The organism is Sorangium sp. So ce117, from assembly GCF_051524395.1.
Classification (GTDB): domain Bacteria; phylum Myxococcota_A; class Polyangia; order Polyangiales; family Polyangiaceae; genus Sorangium; species Sorangium cellulosum_B.
Map to the genome: position 1 here is coordinate 2,637,568 of NZ_CP150309.1, position 18,261 is coordinate 2,655,828.

Below are 18,261 nucleotides of genomic sequence, written 5' to 3' on the forward strand. Positions count from 1 at the left end.
GAGTCCCCGCCCATGCTCGACAAGCTTTCTCGCGAAGAACGCCTCCAGCTGATGCGGTTCATCTGTTCGTTCGCCTGGGCCGACCTCCAGGTGCGCGACCAGGAGCGCGAGTTCGTGCGCAAGATGATCCTGCGGCTCCACCTGGACGCGGAGGAAGCCAAGCAGGTGCGCGGCTGGCTCGAGGTGCCCCCCGCGGCCGACGACGTGGATCCGATGAAGATCCCGCGCGCGCACCGGCAGCTCTTCCTGAACGCCGCGCGCGAGATGATCTCGTCCGACGGCGAGATCGGCGAGGAAGAGCGCGAGAGCCTGAGCCTCCTGGATCAGCTGACGCGCTGACGCGGGCGGGGGGGCGACGGATGACGGACGACGGACGGCTGAGGAGCCGGTGAGCGGTGGAACGATGAGCACGATGGCGCAGGGAGGGGCCGGCGAGGGCCGGACCCCGGCGGAAATGGGAGTGAGCTCGGCCGAGAAGCCCTGGGTCGGCGTGATCATGGGCGGCAAGAGCGACTACGAGCACCTCGCCGTCACGAGCGAGCTGCTCACGCAGCTCGGCATCCCGCACGAGGTGCGCGTCGTCTCGGCGCACCGCACGCCGGACCGGATGTTCGAGTACGCGAGCACGGCCGCGGAGCGCGGGATCGAGGTGATCATCGCCGCCGCCGGCGGCGCCGCCCACCTGCCCGGGATGGTCGCGGCGAAGACGGTGCTGCCCGTCATCGGCGTGCCCATCCCCGCCACGGCGCTGAACGGGATGGACGCGCTGCTCTCGATCGTCCAGATGCCGAAGGGCGTCCCCGTCGCCACGATGGCGATCGGCAAGCCCGGGGCGGCCAACGCGGCCCTGTTCGCGGCGGCGGTCCTGTCGGGCAAGCACCCGGAGCTCCGCGAGCGCCTCGCCGCCTTCCGCGGCGCCCAGGAGGCGGCGGTGCTACGCGACTCGGTCATCGTCTAGCTCGTCAGGCCTCGTCGGGCCTCGTTTCGCTCCCTCTCGTACAGGTCCTCCGGAAATGCCCATCGCTCCCGGCTCCACGCTCGGTATCCTCGGTGGCGGCCAGCTCGGCCGCATGACGGCGCTGGCCGCCCGCACGCTCGGGTACAAGGTCCACGCCCTCGACCCTGACCCGGACTGCCCGGCCCGGTCGGTGCTCGATCGCTGCATCGTCGCCTCGTTCGACGACGTGGCGCAGGCGGCCGAGCTCGCGTCGCAGTGCGACGTGGTGACGCTCGAGATCGAGAAGGTCGCAACGGACGGCCTCGTCGCCGCCGCCCGGTTCGCGCCGGTGCGCCCGTCGGCCGACGTGCTGACCCTGGTGCAGGATCGCGGCGTCCAGAAGGGCTGGCTCTCGCGCAACGGCTTCCCGGTGGGGCCGTTCCGGGAGGTCGCGACGAGCGAGCAGCTCCTCGAGGCGACGCGCGCCATGGGCGGGGCGTGCTTCGTGAAATCGTGCGTCGGCGGGTACGACGGCCGCGGCCAGCTGCGGCTCTCGGGGGACGCGTGCTTGGACGAGGGCGGCGGCGCCGGCGGTCTCGAGGGCGAGGCCGCGTCGCTCTTCGCGTCGCTCGGCGGGCAGCGCTGCGTCGTCGAGCAGGCGCTCGACCTCGAGGCCGAGCTCTCGGTGCTCGTCGCGCGGAGCCCGAGCGGCAAGCTCGCGGTCTACCCGCCGGCGCTGAACCACCACGTCGACCAGATCCTCGACTGGTCGCTGCTGCCGGGCCCGCTGTCGGCCGCGGTGACGGGGCAGGCGGTCCAGATCGCGCTCGACCTCGCGGTCGGCCTGCGCGTCGAGGGGCTGCTCGTCGTCGAGCTCTTCCTGCTCAAGGACGGCCGCCTGCTCATCAACGAGCTCGCCCCGCGGCCCCACAACAGCTACCACGCCTCCGAGGTCGCCTGCGCGACGAGCCAGTTCGAGCAGGCGGTCCGCGCCGTGTGCGACCTGCCGCTCGGCTCGGTCGAGATCGTCCGCCCCGCGGCGATCCTCAACCTGCTCGGCGACGTGTGGCTCGGCGGCGCGCCGCCGCCGTTCGAGGCCGCGCTGGAGATCCCGGGCGTCCGGCTCCACCTCTACGGCAAGCGGGTCGCCCGCCCCGGCCGCAAGATGGGCCACCTCTCCGCCACGGGCCGCACGCCGGAGGAGGCGCTCGTCGCCGCGAAGCTCGCGATGGCCCGGCTCTCGGCGCAAGCCGGGCTGCCGCTCCCCGGGCGCTGACGCGCCGCCGGCGGGCCTCCGCCGGCGCACGACGCTCTCCACGGCTGCCCAGGATGGCGCGGCGCGCGCTGCGCCATCACGTCGACGGTCGACGGACTCGTCCCGTTCGCGTCGATTCATGAGCCGCCGCTGAGCCGCGGCGCAACTGCATGTTCGGGACGGCCCTGGAGAGTAGGGAGGTGTGTTCTCACGCGCTCAGGTTCGGCGTCGCCTGCGGCGTGGCCGGCGTCCGGGCGCGACGGCGACGCCGCGGCCGCGCGCGGCGATCTCGGCGGATTCAATGGTCTTGAGCGCTCGTGCGGAGACATCTCACGGTGTCTTCGTCCACAGGGGCAACACACGCTGGCCGGGGCGGAATCACGCGCACTGGCTATCAGGACGAAACATCGATATAGAATGCATTTGATCTGAACACATGCCCTGGACTTCGACGAATATCTCGCACAGAGGCGCCGTTGTGGCATGTTCGATTCTTAACAGGTCACGACCGTGGAGACTCCGGCCGTGCCCCTGCTTGCAACCCTGTCCATCTCGGGCGGCGGTGACCGCCCGAGGAGGAGCAAGTCGATGAAAAGAACCTCATTCATGGTGTTGGCGTGCGTGGCGGGCGGGCTGGGCAGCGTGTCGTGCGGGGGGGCGGACGCGGGCGACGACGCCACGCACGAGACTGAGCCCCAGTTCTCTGTCGACGCTCAGGGCGGGGTCTTCACCGGGGATGATGGATTCAAGATCGAAGTGCCGCCGGGGGCCGTCAGCGCGGCGACGGAGCTCACCATCGAGAACATCGTGGACGACCGCGAGGGCGCGGTAGGTCCCACGTACCGCCTCGGTCCGGAGGGGCAGATGTTCGCCAAGCCGATCAAGCTCACGCTGCCGATCACCGTGGAGCTCGAGGCGGAGCTCGGAGAGAATACCGTCCTCGATGCCTACGGCTTCTCCTCGCCGACGGGCTCCGACGACTTCACGCCGCTCGAGCGTCACGAGGTCTCTGCCGCGGAGATGATCACGGAGACCACCTCCGTGGGCACCTTCTACGCCGGGATGATCCCGGCGGGGGTGATGGCGAGCCAGCACGCCTACCCGATGGCGCTCGCCGCCGACGAAACCTACCTCTACTTTGCGAGCGGCGGGACCGAGTCCACCGCGCCCGCGGACTCGAACGACGGCTACATCTATCGCGTCAAGCCGGGCACGACCGAGGTGGAGGCGATGACCCCCGCGGATCCGGACCCCAAGGCGCTGTGGGTCAACGCCTCCCACGTGTACTGGGCGAGCGGCGGAGACAACGATCCGGTCATCCCTTCGGCGCTCAAGCGCGTCGACAAATCGACCCTGGAGATGGAGACGCTTGTCGAGATCGGCTACGTGCTGAGCGTCACCGGAGACGAGTCGTCCGTCTATTTCGGAGATGGTGACGGACACAACATCTACAAGCTGCCCCTCGACGGCGGCGAGCCCGTCGTGCTCGCCGCCGACGCCGGCGCGCCGGAGTACCTGGCGCAGGACGCAGAGAACATCTACTGGACCGGTGGCTCCCGGACGAACAAGGTCTACAAGGTGGCGAAGTCGGGCGGGGACGTGACCGTCATCGCCGAGAACGAGGGAGAGCCGGCCGGGATCGCGGTGGACGCGCAGTTCGTCTACTGGGCCAACGCCGGCGACGGCGGCGTGTTCAAGGCGCCGATCGCCGGAGGGGCGAAGACGCTGATCTACCAGGGGGGCTCGATGGGGGGGCTGGCCCTCAAGGGCTCGACGCTCTTCTCGACGGACATGAGCCGGAACCGCAGCGTCCAGGCCCACGATCTCTCGAGCAATACGACCGTCGTGCTCGCGCTCGGCCAGCACTTCGCCTGGCGCATCATCGCGCCGGAAGGTCAGGACGTGTTCTGGACCAACGGCGGCGATTATCGCTTCGAAGGACAGATCGTGTCCTACCGCGCTCCTTGAGCGCGCGCCTCCGGCGGCGATGCCGGGCAGCATGACAGCAGGGGCGAACGCCAGGTCGCGCGATTCGTGGGCCGCCGATTTGTGAGCCGCCCATGAGCCGCGGCGCGACTGCTCACCCGGGACCAGCGTGACGGGCAGGGGGGTCCCACACGCTCATGCTTGGCTTCGCTTCCAGCGACCCTGGAGCTCCGCTGTCGCGTGGAAGCGACGGCGGCGCCGGGGCCGCGCGCGGTGAGCTCGGCAGAGTCAATCGTCTTCACTCCCAGCGCGGAGAGCGCTCACGGCGTCTTTGTCTTCATGGCGAGCGCATGTTGGCCCGGGCGGAACCACGCGCGTTGGTCGCCGGGACGGACCATCGACCCAGGAAGCCGTTGATCCGAAAGCACCCGATCCCAGCTCCAACGATCCTCTCGTGAGAGGCGCCGCTGCGGCATGTTCGCATCTCATCGGCTCGCGACCGTGGAGACTCCGGTCGTGCCCCTGCTTGCAACCCTGTCCATCATGGGCGGCGGCGACCGCCCGCGGAGAAGCAAGTCGATGAAAAGAACCTCATTCATGGTGTTGGCCTGCGCGGCGGGCGGGCTGGGCGGCGTGTCGTGCGGGGGGGCGGAGGCGGACGACGCCACGCAGGGGACCAAGCCGCAGTTCTCCGTCGACGCGCAGGGCGGCGTGTTCACCGCGAGGGACGGGTTCACGATCGAGGTGCCGCCAGGCGCGGTCAGCGCGGCGACGGACATCACCATCGAGCGCGTCGAGGACGCGCGCGCGGGCGGGGTGGGGCCCATGTACCTCCTCGGCCCGGAGGGGCAGACGTTCGACAAGCCGATCTCGCTCACGTTGCCGATCACCGTCGAGCTCGAGGCAGAGCTCGGCGAAAACACCTTCCTCGACGTGTATGCCTTCACCGCGCCGGCCGGCTCCGACGACTTCACGCGGCTCGAGCGTCATGACGCTTTCCCTGCCGGCGTCGTCACGGAGACCCCGCATTTCTCCCGCTTCCAGGCCGGGATGGTCCCGCCGGCGGCGATGGCGAGCCAGCACGCCTACCCGATGGCGCTCGTGGCCGACGAAACCTACCTCTACTTTGCGAGCGGCGGGACCGAGTCCACCGCGCCCGCGGACTCGAACGACGGCTACATCTATCGCGTCAAGCCGGGCACGACCGAGGTGGAGGCGATGACCCCCGCGGATCCGGACCCCAAGGCGCTGTGGGTCAACGCCTCCCACGTGTACTGGGCGAGCGGCGGAGACAACGATCCGGTCATCCCTTCGGCGCTCAAGCGCGTCGACAAATCGACCCTGGCGATGGAGACGCTTGTCGAGATCGGCTACGTGCTGAGCGTCCTCGGAGACGAGTCGTCCGTCTATTTCGGCGATGGCGACGGACACAACATCTACAAGATGCCGCTCGACGGCGGCGAGCCCGTCGTGCTCGCGCAAGACGCCGGCGCGCCGGAGCACCTGGCGCAGGACGCCGCGAATATCTACTGGACCGGCGGCGCCACGACGAACAAGGTCTACAAGGTGGCGAAGTCGGGCGGGGACGTGACCGTCATCGCCGAGAACGAGGGGGAGCCGGCCGGGATCGCGGTGGACGCGGAGTTCGTCTACTGGGCCAACGCCGGCGACGGCGGCGTGTTCAAGGCGCCGATCGCCGGAGGGGCGAAGACGCTGATCTACCAGGGGGGCTCGATGGGCGGGTTGGCCCTCAGGGGCTCGACGCTCTTCTCGACGGACATGAGCCGGAACCGCAGCGTTCAGGCCCACGATCTCGCGAGCAATACGACCGTCGTGCTCGCGCTCGGCCAGCACTTCGCCTGGCGCATCATCGCCCCGGAAGGTCAGGACGTGTTCTGGACCAACGGCGGTGACTACCGCTTCGAAGGCGAGATCGTGTCCTACAGCGCTCCTTGAGCGCGCCCTGGCGAGCGCTCCCGAGCCCGCTCGCCAGGGCGCGCCGCGCCGCCCCGCTGCGCCGGTGTCGGCTGCTTTACGCATTGACCGTGTCCGGCGTCCTGGCGTAGTTCTTCTCATTCGATGCAGATCACCCTGTCGCGGGCCCGGCTCCAGGTCGCGCTGGTCGCCGTGATGGCGGTGATCGCGGGCGCCGGGCTCGCCGTCGAGGTGCTCAAGCCGCTCCTCCACCTGAGGAGCCAGAGCGGCGTCGTCCCGTTGTTCTCGCTGAGCTACGAGCAGAACGTGCCCACGTGGTACACCTCGTCACTGCTGTTCGTGTGCTCACTCACGCTCGCTGTCATCGCCGTCGGCGCCCGGCGCACGGGCAAGTTCGTGAAGCACTGGTGGGGGCTCTCCGCGGCGTTCCTCTACATCTCGCTCGACGAGGTGGTGGAGATCCATGAAGCGGCGAGCTCCTGGCTCGATCTGGGCGGGGTCCTGTACTTCAGCTGGGTGATCCCGGCGGCCGCCGCGGTGGCGGGATTCGTGGTCGCATACCTCCAGTTCCTCTCGCACCTCCCGCGAGATACGCGGAATCGATTCCTCCTCTCGGGCGGGATCTATGTCACCGGGGCCCTCGTCCTGGAGCTGCCGCTCGGGTACTGGACCGAGCGGGCCGGGAGCGACAACCTGATCTACGCGCTCATCGACTTCGTGGAGGAGTCGATGGAGATGCTCGGCGTGAATCTCTTCCTGCTGTCGCTCGTCGATCACCTCGCCGTGCAGGGATGGACGATCGGCTTCTCGCCAGCAGCACCGGAGCCGCGGCCCGCGGCGGCACCTCGTCCCGCATGAGCGCACGGGCCGAGCCCGCGTCCGCCGCGCTGCTCGGTGTAGGCCGGGCCGCGTACATCGTCGGCCCCTTGTATGACTGGGCCTTCTTCCTGCTCCCGCCGCTCGTCGCGCTCGCCGCGGGCGCCCTGATCGCGGGGACGCCGTTCGCCGACGCGAGGTTCAGGCTTCACGGGGAGAAGGTCACGTGGGCGGGGCTCTTCATCGGCACGCTCATCCATGGCCACCTCGCCGCGGTGCTCCTCCGGAGCCACGGCAACGCGGACATCTTCCGGCGGCACCGGCTCCGCTTTCTCGTGGCGCCGGTCGCCCTGTTCGCCGCGATGATGCTGTCCATGTGGGCCGTCGCCTGCGTGTCGGTCCTCGTGGTGTTCTGGGACGTCTACCACTCGGCGCTCCAGACGTTCGGCCTCGGGCGCATCTACGACGCGCGCGCGGGGAACGCGCCGGCGCTCGGCCGCCGGCTGGATCTGTGGCTCAACCTCGTCCTCTATGCCGGCCCCATCCTGGGCGGCGCGACGATGCTCCTCCACTTCCAGAGCTTCGACGCCTTCGAGGGCGTGGGCCCCGCCTTCTTCACCGCCGTCCCTGCGCTGATGACGTCGAGCCACCGCGTCCTCAGCTGGGCCGTCATCGCCGCGGGCACGTCGTACCTGCTCTATTACGCGCTCGCTTACCGAGCGATATGCCGGCGGGGTTATCGGGTGTCGTTCCCCAAGGTGTGGCTGCTCGTCAGCACGGGGCTCTGCTCGATCTACACGTGGGGTTTCAACCCCTGGGGACAGGCCTTCTTCATCATGAACCTGTTCCACGCCGTGCAGTACCTGGCGCTCGTCTGGTGGTCGGAGGGCGGCCGCCTCCGCCGCCGGCTGCGCCTCGACGCGCTCCGGGCCGGAACGCCGATCGCTGTGGCGGTCTTCCTCGGGGGTGTCCTTGTGTACGGGGTCTGGGCCGAGCTCGCGCCGGCGGACGACCGCGCGCTGTGGTCGATCACGCAGACCGTCGCGCTGATGCACTTCTGGTACGACGGCTTCATCTGGTCCGTTACGCGCAAGCAGGTATGAGGCGATCTCGCCTTCGAGAGGTCACCAGAGAGGGGTGTATGCGAATCCAACGTTGTCTCCGGTCCATGGTCGTCGCGCTCGGGGTCGCCTCCGCGGCGCTCGTCTCGTCCGCTTGCAGCAAATCGCCGCAGATCACGGCGGAGAGCATCGAGGACAACTGGGCGCTGACGGAGCAGCACGAGCCCGGGTCCGTCGTCATGACGGTGGCCCAGGACGGGCAGGTGACGGCGCTGGTGAAGGATCGCGACGGCAAGCCCATCGCGGCGGATGTGTCGGGCAGCGTCTCGGTCAAGGTGCCTGGCAAGGGCGGAGCCCCCATGAGCGCGGCGCTCGTGCCAGAGCCCAAGTCGGGGGGCGTGCTGCTCGCCAAGCTCCCGCCGCTCGAGGACGACCTGACCGAGGTCAGCTACGAGCTCAAGGTGAAGGGCGAGCCGTTCAAGGGGGTGCTGCACGTGCCCCGCGGCGGGACCCGGGAGCTCCAGGAGAGCGCCAGGGAGCACCAGACCACCCAGCTGGACGGGACCAAGGGGCCGAACGGGGGCGTGCTCCAGCCGGTCGGAGACGACATCGTGGAGATCGTCGCCGACAAGGAGAGCGGCGATCTGCGCGTGTACGTGCTGGATCTCAACCTCAAGCCGGTGCCGATCGGCGAGCGCGAGATCAAGCTCGCGATCCAGACGGCGTCGGGGCCGGACGTCATCGTGCTCGCGCCCGGGCCCGATCGGCTCTACTTCACCGGCAAGCTCAACGTGAAGGTCAATCCGACCAAGGTCACGGTGGTGCTCAAGGAAGGCGGGCACACGCACGTGGTCCTCTGCGGTTACCGTCCAGGCGCGGTGATCGTTGTCGGCCCGAGCGCGCCCGTGATCGCCATCCTGGTGGCGACCACGTGGGCCGTGAAGGTCGACGTCAGGCCGACCGTGGTGGTGCACGACGACGATGACGATGACGGCCGGGTCCTCGTCATCCACAAGCACAAGCACAAGCACAAGCACAAGGGCAAGGGGCACTGGAAATGACGGGGGAGGAGGGCGCCGCGCTCGGACGGGGCGCGCCGACGCGGTAAGGTGGCGGCGCGGCGCGCCCGCGCCTCAGCCGACGGAAAGCCCTCTCCCATGACCGAAGCGCCCGAGATCCCCGACCTCTCCCCCGACGACTGCCACCCACGGGCCGCCGCTGCCCTCGTCGACCCGTTCTTCTGGTCGCTCACCGACGAGACCGCTCCGTTCGGCAACGAGACCGCGCACGAGACCCTCACCGCCTTCCGCGACTTCCGCGACGAGCACCCGAAGAAGAGCCCGATCGAGCTCCTCGACGAGCTCCTCGAGCGCTGGGAGGTCGGCAATGCCGGCTGGGACGCCGTGGAAGCGGCCGAGGTCGAGGCGCTCGGCGAGGAGGACGAGTACGGCCTGCTCACCCGCGACGAGGCGATCCTCGCCCTGGCCTTCAGCCAGATCGTCGTCGAGGGCAGGCTCGATCCGGAGGTCCGCCGCCGCGCGCTGCTGGCGCTGGCCCGGCAGGCGCTCCCCGCGCTCCTGAGCGCCTACGAGGGACGCGCCCTGGAGAGGGCGCTGCGGATCGACCGGATGAGGGCCGTGCTCTCCGCTCGCTGGGATTAGGTAAGCGCCTCGGCGCCCCTGCGGCGCCGACGGCTAGGGGATCGCCCAGTCCTGCGCGTCCTGTCGGCACCCAGGCCCGCAGTCTTCGCCGTTCGGGTACCATGTCCGGTACGCGGGGGTGAAGCTCCGCTCTCCGAGGAGGGCGCCGTCCCGCCGCACGACGACGTCGACGCGCGCCGGCGTGCCACGAATCGCGAGCTGCTGCGTGAACTGCCCGGGGGCCGGGACGCAGCTCTGGGAGACGGCGTCGCCGCGCCTCGTCTCCGTGCAGATGCTCACCGCATCGACCGAGACACTGACGCTCGGGCTGCACTGGACGAACACGCCGCTGCCGCCGACGCTCGGCGTGTTCGTCCAGCTGTAGGCGCACGACACGGCGCTGCCGTCCACCGTGAGCTCCAGCGTGTACTCTCCCGCTGCCCAGCTCTTGTTCGCCGTCGCGGCGGTGATGGTGAAGGTGTCGCTACAGGCCATCTCGGTGCATTGCTTCTGGTTCAGGATGCAGCCGGGCATGGCGGAGACCATGGCGAATCCGGCGGCGAGCGCGGCGGTCGTGCGCACGCAGGCGCCGAGCGGGACGAGGGAAAAAAGAGATAAGGTCATGGATCCATCCTCTCTCCGGCGGGACCGCCGTGGATGGAGGCGCTGGCGAAGCAACGGGTAGACCACCTGCGCGGGCGCAAGAAGCCGGCGCTTCGGACGCCTTGTGCCAGGCGCCCGCCGAGCGGCATGACAGGTGTGTCAGGGCAACGAACCCGCGGCTCGGCTGAAGGACGCCCCGGCGCCGCCGGCGCGGGGCGCCTCCAGACCGCGCGGCGGCGCTTCGAAGGGGGCTCCCGCCGGCGCGGATTCGGGTACCGTCAGGCCTTCAGGTGGTCGAGCGTTCGAGCGCGAACGCCCGTCCTGCCAGGAGGTTTGCACATGAAGAAGACCTATACAGGGAGCTGCCACTGCGGCGCGGTCCGCTTCGAGGCCGACATCGACCTGAGCGGTGGAACCAACAAGTGCAACTGCTCTATCTGCACCAAGACGAGAAACTGGAACGTGATCCTCAAGCCGGACGCGTTCCGGTTGCTCGCGGGTGAGGACGCGCTGAGCGACTACCAGTTCGGCATGAAGGCCGGGCACCACCTGTTCTGTCGACACTGCGGCGTGCGGTCGTTCGGGCGCGGATATGTCGAGGCGATCGGCGGCGACTATGTGGCGGTCCAGCTCGCTTCCCTGGACGACGTGGATCTCGCGGAGCTCGTCTCCGCGCCGATCCGGTACGCCGACGGACGCAACAACGACTGGGGCGCGCCGCCGGGAGAGACCCGGCACCTGTGAACGGCGCCGCCGCTGCCGGCGGTGGATGGCGGCCCATCGACGGAGGCGCCGCCGCACGCCGGCGCCCCGGCTTCGCCAGTCTTACTTCGCGACCTCTCCCGTCTTCAGATCCAGCTTGAGCTCCCGCACCACCTCCGGCGTGGCGCACACGATCTGCGGCGTCGAGCCCTGCACATCGGCCTTGATCCGCTCCTCCAATTTCTTCGCGAGATCCCAGGTCGGCACGAACGCGGCGAAGAAGCGCTGCCCCATGTCGCGCGTCACCACGAAGCGCGCCGGCGAGAACTCCGTGCGTCCCTTGAGCGCCTTGCGCGTCAGCGGGAAGTCGTAGTCGTCCGGCGCCGTCTTGCTGAACGTGTAGAGCACCACGAGGTTCTGCGGGCACTTCGGCCCTCCGGGCCTGGGCAAGGTCCGGTTCTCCTTGGGCTTCGGCGGCGGCCCCTTCTGGAGCTGGATGCTCCCCGGCGCCGCGCCCGCGGCCTCGCCGGCGCCGCCGTGCTTCAGGATCGCCCCGCCGGCCGCGACCCACACGGCCCCGTCGCTCCCCACGGCCACGTCGCGGGCCTTCACCCCGTCGGGCAGCGGCGCCTGCTCCCAGGCATCGCCCTTGCGCGCGAACAGCGCGCCGTCCGTGAGCGCCCACAGCGTCCCGTCCGGCGCCGCCGACGCCGTGAGCACGCGCGCGCCCTTCGCCGGCGGGTCGATCTTCTTCGCCTCCCCGCCCTGGTAGCGGAGCACGCCCCCGTCCACGATCCACGCCTCGCCGTCGCCGGGGCCCGGCAGGATCAGCGTGCGCACATCGTCGGCCTTCTGTTCATCGAACGGCGCCGGGATGGGCAGGATGGTCGAGCGTTTCTCGCCCGGCTTCCAGACCTCCAGGGCGCTCTCCCCTTTGCAGTTGAGCCCGTAGCTCAGCGCGGTCCCATCGCGCGTCGCCCCGAATGCCTCCGGGCGGACCTCGGTCTCCGAGTAACGCGATGCCCCTTCGAAGTCGAACCCGCGGCACTCCCCCTTCCTGGGCGCCGGCGTGATCGTCAGTCCCACCCTGGGCCCGCGCAGCGTGACGAACCTCGAGGGGCCGATCATCGTCGGCCCCACCAGCCCCACGAGCGAGCTGCCCATGCTCGCCACCCCGGTGAACCACTGCCCCGCGTCGCTCACGCGCTGCGCCCAGCCCTTCGCCCCCAGCGCGTAGTGCTCGGCGACGCCGGTGCGGCCCGTCGTGCCCGTCGCGATCAGGTCGAGCTGGTCGGGATAGCGCCCGTGGACGCCGATCACCGACACCCACCACCCCGGCAGGTGCAGCCGCTTCGGGAACTCGATCTTCCCGTCCTTCAGCACGCCGACGGCGGCGGCCACGGCCGTCTGCTCCCCCTCGAGCACCGTCAGGTTGGAGGTCGACACGAGCAGCGCCCCCTCCACCGGGTGAAGCCGCAGCTCGACCTCCTCCGGGATCTGCGCCACCGGCGCGAACGCCGACTTCGGCGGCGGCGCCGGCTTCGCCGCCTCGTCCACCTTCGCCCCGCCCGCCGCGCCCGGCGCGCCCGCGGTGCTCGATGTGCCCGCCGTGCCTGCCGTGCCCGGCGCGCCCGGTCCCCGCGCCGCGGCCTCCGCGCGCGGCCCGTCCGCGGCCTGCGGCGCAGGCGCAGGTCCGCACCCTGCCATCGCCATCACGAGCCCGCCCAGCCCCCACCACGTCCTTCGCCCGATCATCGCTCGTCCTCCTCCAGGCACGGCCGCGCCCGAGCGCCCCGCCGCACTTCCATGCTCTCATCCTCGACCCGCCGGCTGCCCGGCCGCTCACCGCCCCGGACCGCGCGCCACGCCGGCCTGCTCCCCCTCGCGCCGATCCCTCGTCCGCTCATGGCGCGAGCCTCCCCGACGCGACCCGGATCTCGCCCTCGATCTCCGCGTCGCGCAGGTCCACCCCGTTCGGGTGCGCCACCCGCTGGTAGGCCACCTGCCACGCGATCGTCCGCGCCTCGCCAGCGGCCCCGACGTCGAGCTCCACCGTCACGGGCTCCGCGTGCACCCGATCGTCGGCCACGAGCTTCCGCCCGATCGCCCCGGGCCGCAGCGCGAAGTGCCGCGTCAGGTAGCGCTCCGCTTGCCCCAGCACGAGCTCGTCGGGCCCGAGCGCCTCGGCCGACACCTCGAGCCTCCGGAACAGATCCCCCGTCGGGAACGCGTGCCCCGCGTTCGCGGGCGCGAGCGTCACCGCCACGCGCGTCGCCGAGAGCCGCCGCGCCGTCACCGCGACGGCGCTCCGCACGAGCGCCTCGTCCCGCGATCCCGCGAACCCGTGGCCGCGCCGCCCCCCCGGCCCGCGGGGCATGTGGCACGCCGCGCAGGGCTGGTCCGCGGCCGGAGACGCGCGGTGCTCGATGACGGTCGACTGCATCAGCTCCGCGGCCGACCGCCCTCGCGCCGTGGGGAACGCGAACTCGTGGCAGGCCGCGCACGCGTCCGCGCCCCCGAACCGCGCGTCCCGGATCACCCCGTGCGGCGCCGCCGGCGGCGCCCCGCTCCCGGCCCACGGCGCCGCGAGCACCGGCGCCACCGCCTGCCTTGCGAGCTCGCCCTCGGCGTCGCCCGTCACGTGGCACGTCACGCACCCCACGCCGAGCGCCCCGAGCGCCTCCGGTTCTGGCTCCTCCGGCCTCGCCTCGGGCGCGTGGCAAGCCCGGCAGAACGGCATCGGCTCGATCGCGAACGCCCGCCGGTAGGCCGGCTCGGTGTTCGCCCGGTGGTGGAGCGACGCGCGCCACTCCCGCGCCACCTCCTCGTGGCACCCCTCGCAGGCGTGGTTCGCGCTCACCGCCGCCTCGAGCCGCGCCCGCGCCGGCCTCGGCATGGGCACCCGCGCCGCCTCCGGGGCCCCGGGCAGGGCGCTACCGGCCGGCGCCTCGACGTCACCTGTGGGCCGCGCGGGCGCGTCCGGCGCGGCAGCGCATGCGCCCGCGAGGGCGCCCGCGATCAGCAAGCCGAGGCCAGGTACACAGCGCTGCACAGCGAAGATTGCAGCTACAACACCCCCGACGCTGCGTCATCTCCGAGGCCTCCGCGCGACGCCGGCCGCTCTGCCTCCTTTGGGGCCGTTTCGCCGGCGCAGGCGGCGTGGCGCCGTAAGATCCCGCGGGCTCCCGTGTTTCCTGCCCATGCACGCGCTTGCTCTGCTCCTGTGCCCCCTGCTGCTCCTCGCCGCGGCCTGCGCCCCCAGGGGGCCCGACCCGGCGGATCCCCCTCGCCCAGGCGCTGACAACCCATGCGCGCCCGGGGGAACGCCGCGGCCTCCCCGCGAGCACGTCGTGGCCACAACGGTCACGCCGGACGGCCAGATCGTCGACTGGATCCCGATCGAGTCCCAGACGCCGGACGGCAAGATCGCCACGCCTCCCGCGGGGCCGACGGGCCCGGAGGGAGCCAGCCCCCCGCCGCCGGCGAGACCGGGCGGCGCTGCGCCGGCGCCGTCTCCGGCGGCGGCGACCGTTCAGCTGGGGCCGAGAGGCCCGGCCGGCACGGTGCCGGTGCTGCGCCCCCGGCGGCCGCAGTGCGACTGCTTGCCCGGGTATGTCCAGCAAGCCGACGGCTCGTGCGCAGCGCTCGCGTCGCGCTGCTCGGGCGAGGGAGGGATGGCGTCGAGCAAGTCGTTCACGACCTGCTGCCCGGGTCTCACGCCCATCGCGAGCATGGCGCGGGTCGACGGCGCGTGCGTGACCACGGCGCCCGACGCGCACCTCTGCGCGAGATGCGGCGACGGCGCCTGCGGCGCGGGTGAGAACGACTGCAATTGCCCGGGCGACTGCGGTGGAGCCCGGCCCTGAGCGGCCCGACCCAGGTTGTTGTGATCGCGATACACTCTGTGCTGCTCGAGCGACACCGCGACCGGGTTGTCACGGGCCACGCGAGCGCCAGCGCACGCCCGCAGGCGAACCAGAGCGGCCGGCGGCCCAGGGCAGCGATGGAGGACTCGTGATCTCGCGTCGGACAGGCCAGCGCGGCGGCGCCTGGCGGCGGGCCGCATGAATACGACGCACCTGGTACACGGGATGCTCCAGGGCGCGACATGCGCTCACTTCGAACGAACTCGCCTCGATGGTTCGCGACAGCCCTCTTTCTTTGCGCCGGGGCGGCCCGCGCGCAGGAGGGCAGCGCCCCTGACGTCGCTCCTGCGCGTAGGTCCGTGCCGAACATGGATTTCAACGTGCAAGTGGGCGCCGGCCTCTACTCGAGCTCGGACAGCGATGGGCTGCGCTTCGATCTCGCGCTCACGTACCGCATCGGCGTCATCGAGGTAGGTGGCTTCGCCGAGACGGGGGGTGAGCCTCTCGGGGAGAGTTTCAGCGGCGTCGGCGCGACAGCGGGCGTCGCGTGGAGATCGCCAGCTGGACTTCGACTCTCGCTCGCGGGCTCCTTCGGGAGACATACCTACACGGGGGTGGGAGCTCCCGGCTGGGACAGCGGCCCCGGCGTCGACGGCGACACGACCTTCGTCGGGGCTCGCGCCGGGGCGAGCTGGATCTTCGGTCCAGGTCCCGTGCACTTCGAGCTCGGCCTCGCCGTCGCCGTCGAGCACGACGTGACGAAGGAGCGAGTCCCCTACTCCTCCATTCATGACCCCGAATCCATGGGCGAGTCTCGGCTCATCTCCATCGGAACCACGCTCGTGCCCGTGTCGCTGGTGCGGCTCGGCATTACATGCGACGCGCTCTGACGCGCCCGTCACCCGGGCCGCCGTGGCCGCGGCGGCAGGTCTTCGCGGGCGCCGCGCGCTGCCGCTGCCCGGGCGGCGCCGCGGCGGCGTCGACGTCGCAGGGGCAGCGGATCATCCGGCGTACAGGCCGCGCGTGCGGCCGCACAGGCGCACGAGGCCGAGCAAGCTGTCGATGGTCGGCGTCGGTACGCCGGTCAGCTTGCCGATCTCGTGGACCACGGTCACCAGCGCGTCGATCTCCAGCGACTTGCTCGCTTCCGCGTCCTGCAGCATCGATGTCTTGAACGCGCCGAGCCTGCGCGTGACCTCCATCCGGTCTTCTCCGCTCTGCGCGATCGGGCAACCGATCCTCTCGCCGATCGCCGCCGCTTCCTGCATCGCCTGGAGACAGAAGCCGCGCACCAGCGGATCGTCCAGTATCCGATCACACGTCGCCCCGGTGAGCACCGACACCGGGTTCATCGTCATGTTGCCCCACAGCTTGTACCAGATGTCGGTCCGGATATCGGCGCTGGCCCTGGCCTCGAAGCCGGCGCGCTGCAGCAGTCCGACCAGCGCGCTCACCCGGTCCGAAGGTCCGCCCGCCGGCTCGCCGAGGAGCAGGCGGTTGCCAAGGCCGACGCGCACCATCCCCGGCTCCGGGCTGGAACCCGACAGATGCACGACGCAGCCGACCACCTGGCGGAGCCGGATGGCGCGCGGAACGATGTCGCCCGGGTCGAGCGCGTGGAGCCGGGCGCCGGCATACGGCACGTTCTCGGGCGCGAAGAACCACCACGGCACGCCGTTCATCGCGGGGACGACGATCGTGTCCTGGCGGAGCAGCGGCGCGACGCGCGCGGCGACGTCGGTCAGCGCGGTGGCCTTGACCGCGATGATCACGACGTCCTGCGCGCCGAGCGCGGCCGGATCCTCTGCGGCGCGGATCGGCACGCGGGTGATTTCTCCATCGACCTGCAGCAGCAGGCCGCGCTTCTGCAAGGCGGCGAGGTTCTCTCCGCGCGCGACGGCGCTGACGTCGCAGCCGGCCGTGGCCAGCCGGGCGCCGAGCAAACCGCCGATGGATCCGAAGCCGTACACAGCAATTTTCATGATGTCCCCGCATCCTAACGTCGCGGACCGCCGGTTGCCTCCTCGCCCGCCACCGCCGTTCACGGCGCACCGCGGCGTGCCGGTCCTTGGCCTGCGCGGAGCGCGCGATCGAGGCGCTGTGCCGCTCGGCCACCTCGGCCCTTGCGGCGCGAGGCGAGCTGACGATGATGAGCGGGCCCGATCGGCACACCATCCGGGGGCGCTTGGAGGCACTTGCTTATGAAGATCAGGTACTCGCTCGTTGTTTCTTGGATCGTGCTCGTTGCGGCGAATGGCTGCGGCGGCGGCGACGACCCGCTCGAGTCGGAGGGCGGGGGCGGATCCTCCAGCGGCGCTGGGGCCGGCGGGTCGAGCGGCTCCACGGGCAGCGTGGGTGCCACGAGCTCCAGCGGCACCAGCGCGGGCAGCGCGGGCAGCGCGGGCAGCGCGGGCAGCGCGGGCGCGGGCGCGGGCAGCGCTGCGGCGACGAGCGGCAGCGGGGGCGACGCGGCGGGGAGCGGCAGCGGCAGCGGCGGGGCCGGGGCGGGCGGGGCCGGGGCGGGCGGCGGTGATGACGTGTCGGTCGTCTGCCCGGGCGGCCCGTACGCGGCCGATCCGGTGCCGGCGAACGGCAGGGCGCAGCTGGTGAGAGGGGGGTTCACGTACGTCGAGGGCCCGGTCTGGGTCGCCGAGCTCGGGGCGCTGTTCTTCTCGGAGATCAACATGCAGGCGCAGAACTCTCCGCCCCTCAACGGTCCAAAGGCGAAGATCCAGAGGCTCACGCCGCCGGGCGCGTTCGAGGTGTTCGTCGAGAACAGCGGGACGAACGGGCTGGGCCTCCACAGCGACGGGAACCTCATCGCATGTACCCACGACACGCGCAGCATCTCCGTGTTCGATCTCGACACGAAGGCGCGGCGCGAGGTCGCCGGGTCGTACATGGGCAAGCGGTTCAGCTCCCCGAACGATGTCGTCGTGCGGAGCGACGGCAACGTCTACTTCACCGATCCCGATTTTCAGCTCACCGGCGGCAGGCCGGAGCTGCCGACAGCTGCTTACCGCGTGTCCCCGTCCGGCGCGGTGAGCCTCATCGGCACGCTGGAGACCCCCAACGGCGTCGCGCTCTCGCCGGACGAGAGCGTGCTGTACGTGACCGAGTTCACCCCCGGCCGGATCCGTCGCTATACGCTGAGCGCCGACGGAGCGCCCGGCGCCTCGTCCGATTTCGCCTCGAACCTGCCGAAGGCCGACGGAATGGGCGTCGACTGCGCGGGCAATGTCTACATCGCGTGGCGTGAGGGCATCGAGATCGTCGCGCCGAGCGGCGCGAGGCTCGGCAAGATCACGGGGATGGGCGAGGTGTCGAACGTCGCGTTCGGCGGGGCCGATAGAAAGACCCTTTACATCACGGCGGGCGCGTCGCTCTATGCGATGCAGATGAACATCCCCGGATACCCCTACTGAACCTCGCTGGACGCAGACCGCCGGTGCTCGGCCGCGCCGGCGCTTTGGCCGCGAGCGTCCGGCGGCTTGTCCTCGCGCGCGAGCATGTACTCCTG

17 protein-coding genes are annotated in these 18,261 nt (G+C 71.1%); 13 read left to right on the plus strand and 4 right to left on the minus strand.

The window, feature by feature from the left end; genetic code table 11:
* Window positions 1-12: 12 nt before the first annotated feature.
* The 9 genes from WMF46_RS09940 (at window position 13) to WMF46_RS09980 (ending at window position 9,591) form a co-directional block, all read left to right on the plus strand.
* Window positions 13-339: a TerB family tellurite resistance protein gene (locus tag WMF46_RS09940; protein ID WP_437551368.1), complete on the plus strand. Its 327-nt coding sequence runs from the start codon at window positions 13-15 to the stop codon at window positions 337-339.
* Between the two features lie 115 nt (window positions 340-454).
* Window positions 455-958: a 5-(carboxyamino)imidazole ribonucleotide mutase gene (purE, locus tag WMF46_RS09945; RefSeq protein WP_437987877.1), complete on the plus strand. Its 504-nt coding sequence runs from the start codon at window positions 455-457 to the stop codon at window positions 956-958.
* A 55-nt stretch (window positions 959-1,013) separates the two neighbouring features.
* Window positions 1,014-2,213 carry a 5-(carboxyamino)imidazole ribonucleotide synthase gene (gene purK, locus WMF46_RS09950; protein ID WP_437985387.1) on the plus strand — a complete coding sequence of 400 codons (1,200 nt, stop codon included), beginning with the start codon at window positions 1,014-1,016 and terminating at the stop codon, window positions 2,211-2,213.
* Window positions 2,214-2,780: 567 nt separating this feature from the next.
* The gene (locus tag WMF46_RS09955) at window positions 2,781-4,160 is read left to right on the plus strand and encodes a DUF5050 domain-containing protein (protein WP_437985388.1); all 1,380 of its coding nucleotides are present in this window, start codon (window positions 2,781-2,783) and stop codon (window positions 4,158-4,160) included.
* Window positions 4,161-4,697: 537 nt separating this feature from the next.
* The gene (locus WMF46_RS09960) at window positions 4,698-6,074 is read left to right on the plus strand and encodes a DUF5050 domain-containing protein (RefSeq protein ID WP_437985389.1); all 1,377 of its coding nucleotides are present in this window, start codon (window positions 4,698-4,700) and stop codon (window positions 6,072-6,074) included.
* Window positions 6,075-6,197: 123 nt separating this feature from the next.
* Window positions 6,198-6,911 carry a hypothetical protein gene (locus WMF46_RS09965; protein ID WP_437985390.1) on the plus strand — a complete coding sequence of 238 codons (714 nt, stop codon included), beginning with the start codon at window positions 6,198-6,200 and terminating at the stop codon, window positions 6,909-6,911.
* On the plus strand, window positions 6,845-7,972 hold the full coding sequence (locus tag WMF46_RS09970) for a hypothetical protein (protein WP_437985391.1): 1,128 nt from the start codon (window positions 6,845-6,847) through the stop codon (window positions 7,970-7,972). The genes WMF46_RS09965 and WMF46_RS09970 overlap by 67 nt, the downstream gene beginning before the upstream one ends.
* Before the next feature lie 38 nt (window positions 7,973-8,010).
* Complete coding sequence (locus WMF46_RS09975) at window positions 8,011-8,991, plus strand: hypothetical protein (protein WP_437985392.1); 981 nt, start codon at window positions 8,011-8,013, stop codon at window positions 8,989-8,991.
* A gap of 96 nt (window positions 8,992-9,087) precedes the next feature.
* A complete protein-coding gene (locus WMF46_RS09980) occupies window positions 9,088-9,591 on the plus strand; it encodes a hypothetical protein (protein WP_437985393.1) in 504 nt (167 codons plus the stop codon).
* A gap of 33 nt (window positions 9,592-9,624) precedes the next feature.
* Here the strand turns inward: WMF46_RS09980 and WMF46_RS09985 are convergent, their stop codons facing one another.
* Window positions 9,625-10,194, minus strand: coding sequence for a hypothetical protein (locus WMF46_RS09985; RefSeq protein ID WP_437985394.1), 570 nt, complete (start codon window positions 10,192-10,194; stop codon window positions 9,625-9,627).
* A 318-nt stretch (window positions 10,195-10,512) separates the two neighbouring features.
* On the opposite strand from WMF46_RS09985, the gene WMF46_RS09990 reads away from it, so the two are divergent.
* The gene (locus tag WMF46_RS09990; RefSeq protein ID WP_437985395.1) at window positions 10,513-10,917 is read left to right on the plus strand and encodes a GFA family protein; all 405 of its coding nucleotides are present in this window, start codon (window positions 10,513-10,515) and stop codon (window positions 10,915-10,917) included.
* An 81-nt stretch (window positions 10,918-10,998) separates the two neighbouring features.
* Here WMF46_RS09990 and WMF46_RS09995 read toward each other — a convergent pair whose 3' ends face one another.
* Window positions 10,999-12,630 (minus strand): hypothetical protein, encoded by a 1,632-nt coding sequence (locus WMF46_RS09995; RefSeq protein ID WP_437985396.1) that lies wholly within the window; start codon window positions 12,628-12,630, stop codon window positions 10,999-11,001.
* A gap of 148 nt (window positions 12,631-12,778) precedes the next feature.
* Window positions 12,779-13,900: a multiheme c-type cytochrome gene (locus WMF46_RS10000; RefSeq protein WP_437985397.1), complete on the minus strand. Its 1,122-nt coding sequence runs from the start codon at window positions 13,898-13,900 to the stop codon at window positions 12,779-12,781.
* Between the two features lie 175 nt (window positions 13,901-14,075).
* Between WMF46_RS10000 and WMF46_RS10005 the strand changes: the two genes are divergently transcribed.
* A complete protein-coding gene (locus WMF46_RS10005; RefSeq protein ID WP_437985398.1) occupies window positions 14,076-14,741 on the plus strand; it encodes a hypothetical protein in 666 nt (221 codons plus the stop codon).
* Between the two features lie 368 nt (window positions 14,742-15,109).
* Window positions 15,110-15,631 carry a hypothetical protein gene (locus WMF46_RS10010; RefSeq protein WP_437985399.1) on the plus strand — a complete coding sequence of 174 codons (522 nt, stop codon included), beginning with the start codon at window positions 15,110-15,112 and terminating at the stop codon, window positions 15,629-15,631.
* Window positions 15,632-15,742: 111 nt separating this feature from the next.
* On the opposite strand, the gene WMF46_RS10015 is transcribed toward WMF46_RS10010, so the two are convergent.
* On the minus strand, window positions 15,743-16,723 hold the full coding sequence (locus WMF46_RS10015; RefSeq protein WP_437985400.1) for a 2-dehydropantoate 2-reductase: 981 nt from the start codon (window positions 16,721-16,723) through the stop codon (window positions 15,743-15,745).
* A gap of 219 nt (window positions 16,724-16,942) precedes the next feature.
* Here WMF46_RS10015 and WMF46_RS10020 point away from each other — a divergent pair, with 219 nt between their 5' ends.
* Window positions 16,943-18,166, plus strand: a complete 1,224-nt coding sequence (locus tag WMF46_RS10020) for an SMP-30/gluconolactonase/LRE family protein (RefSeq protein ID WP_437985401.1) — start codon at window positions 16,943-16,945, stop codon at window positions 18,164-18,166.
* Window positions 18,167-18,261 lie beyond the last annotated feature (95 nt).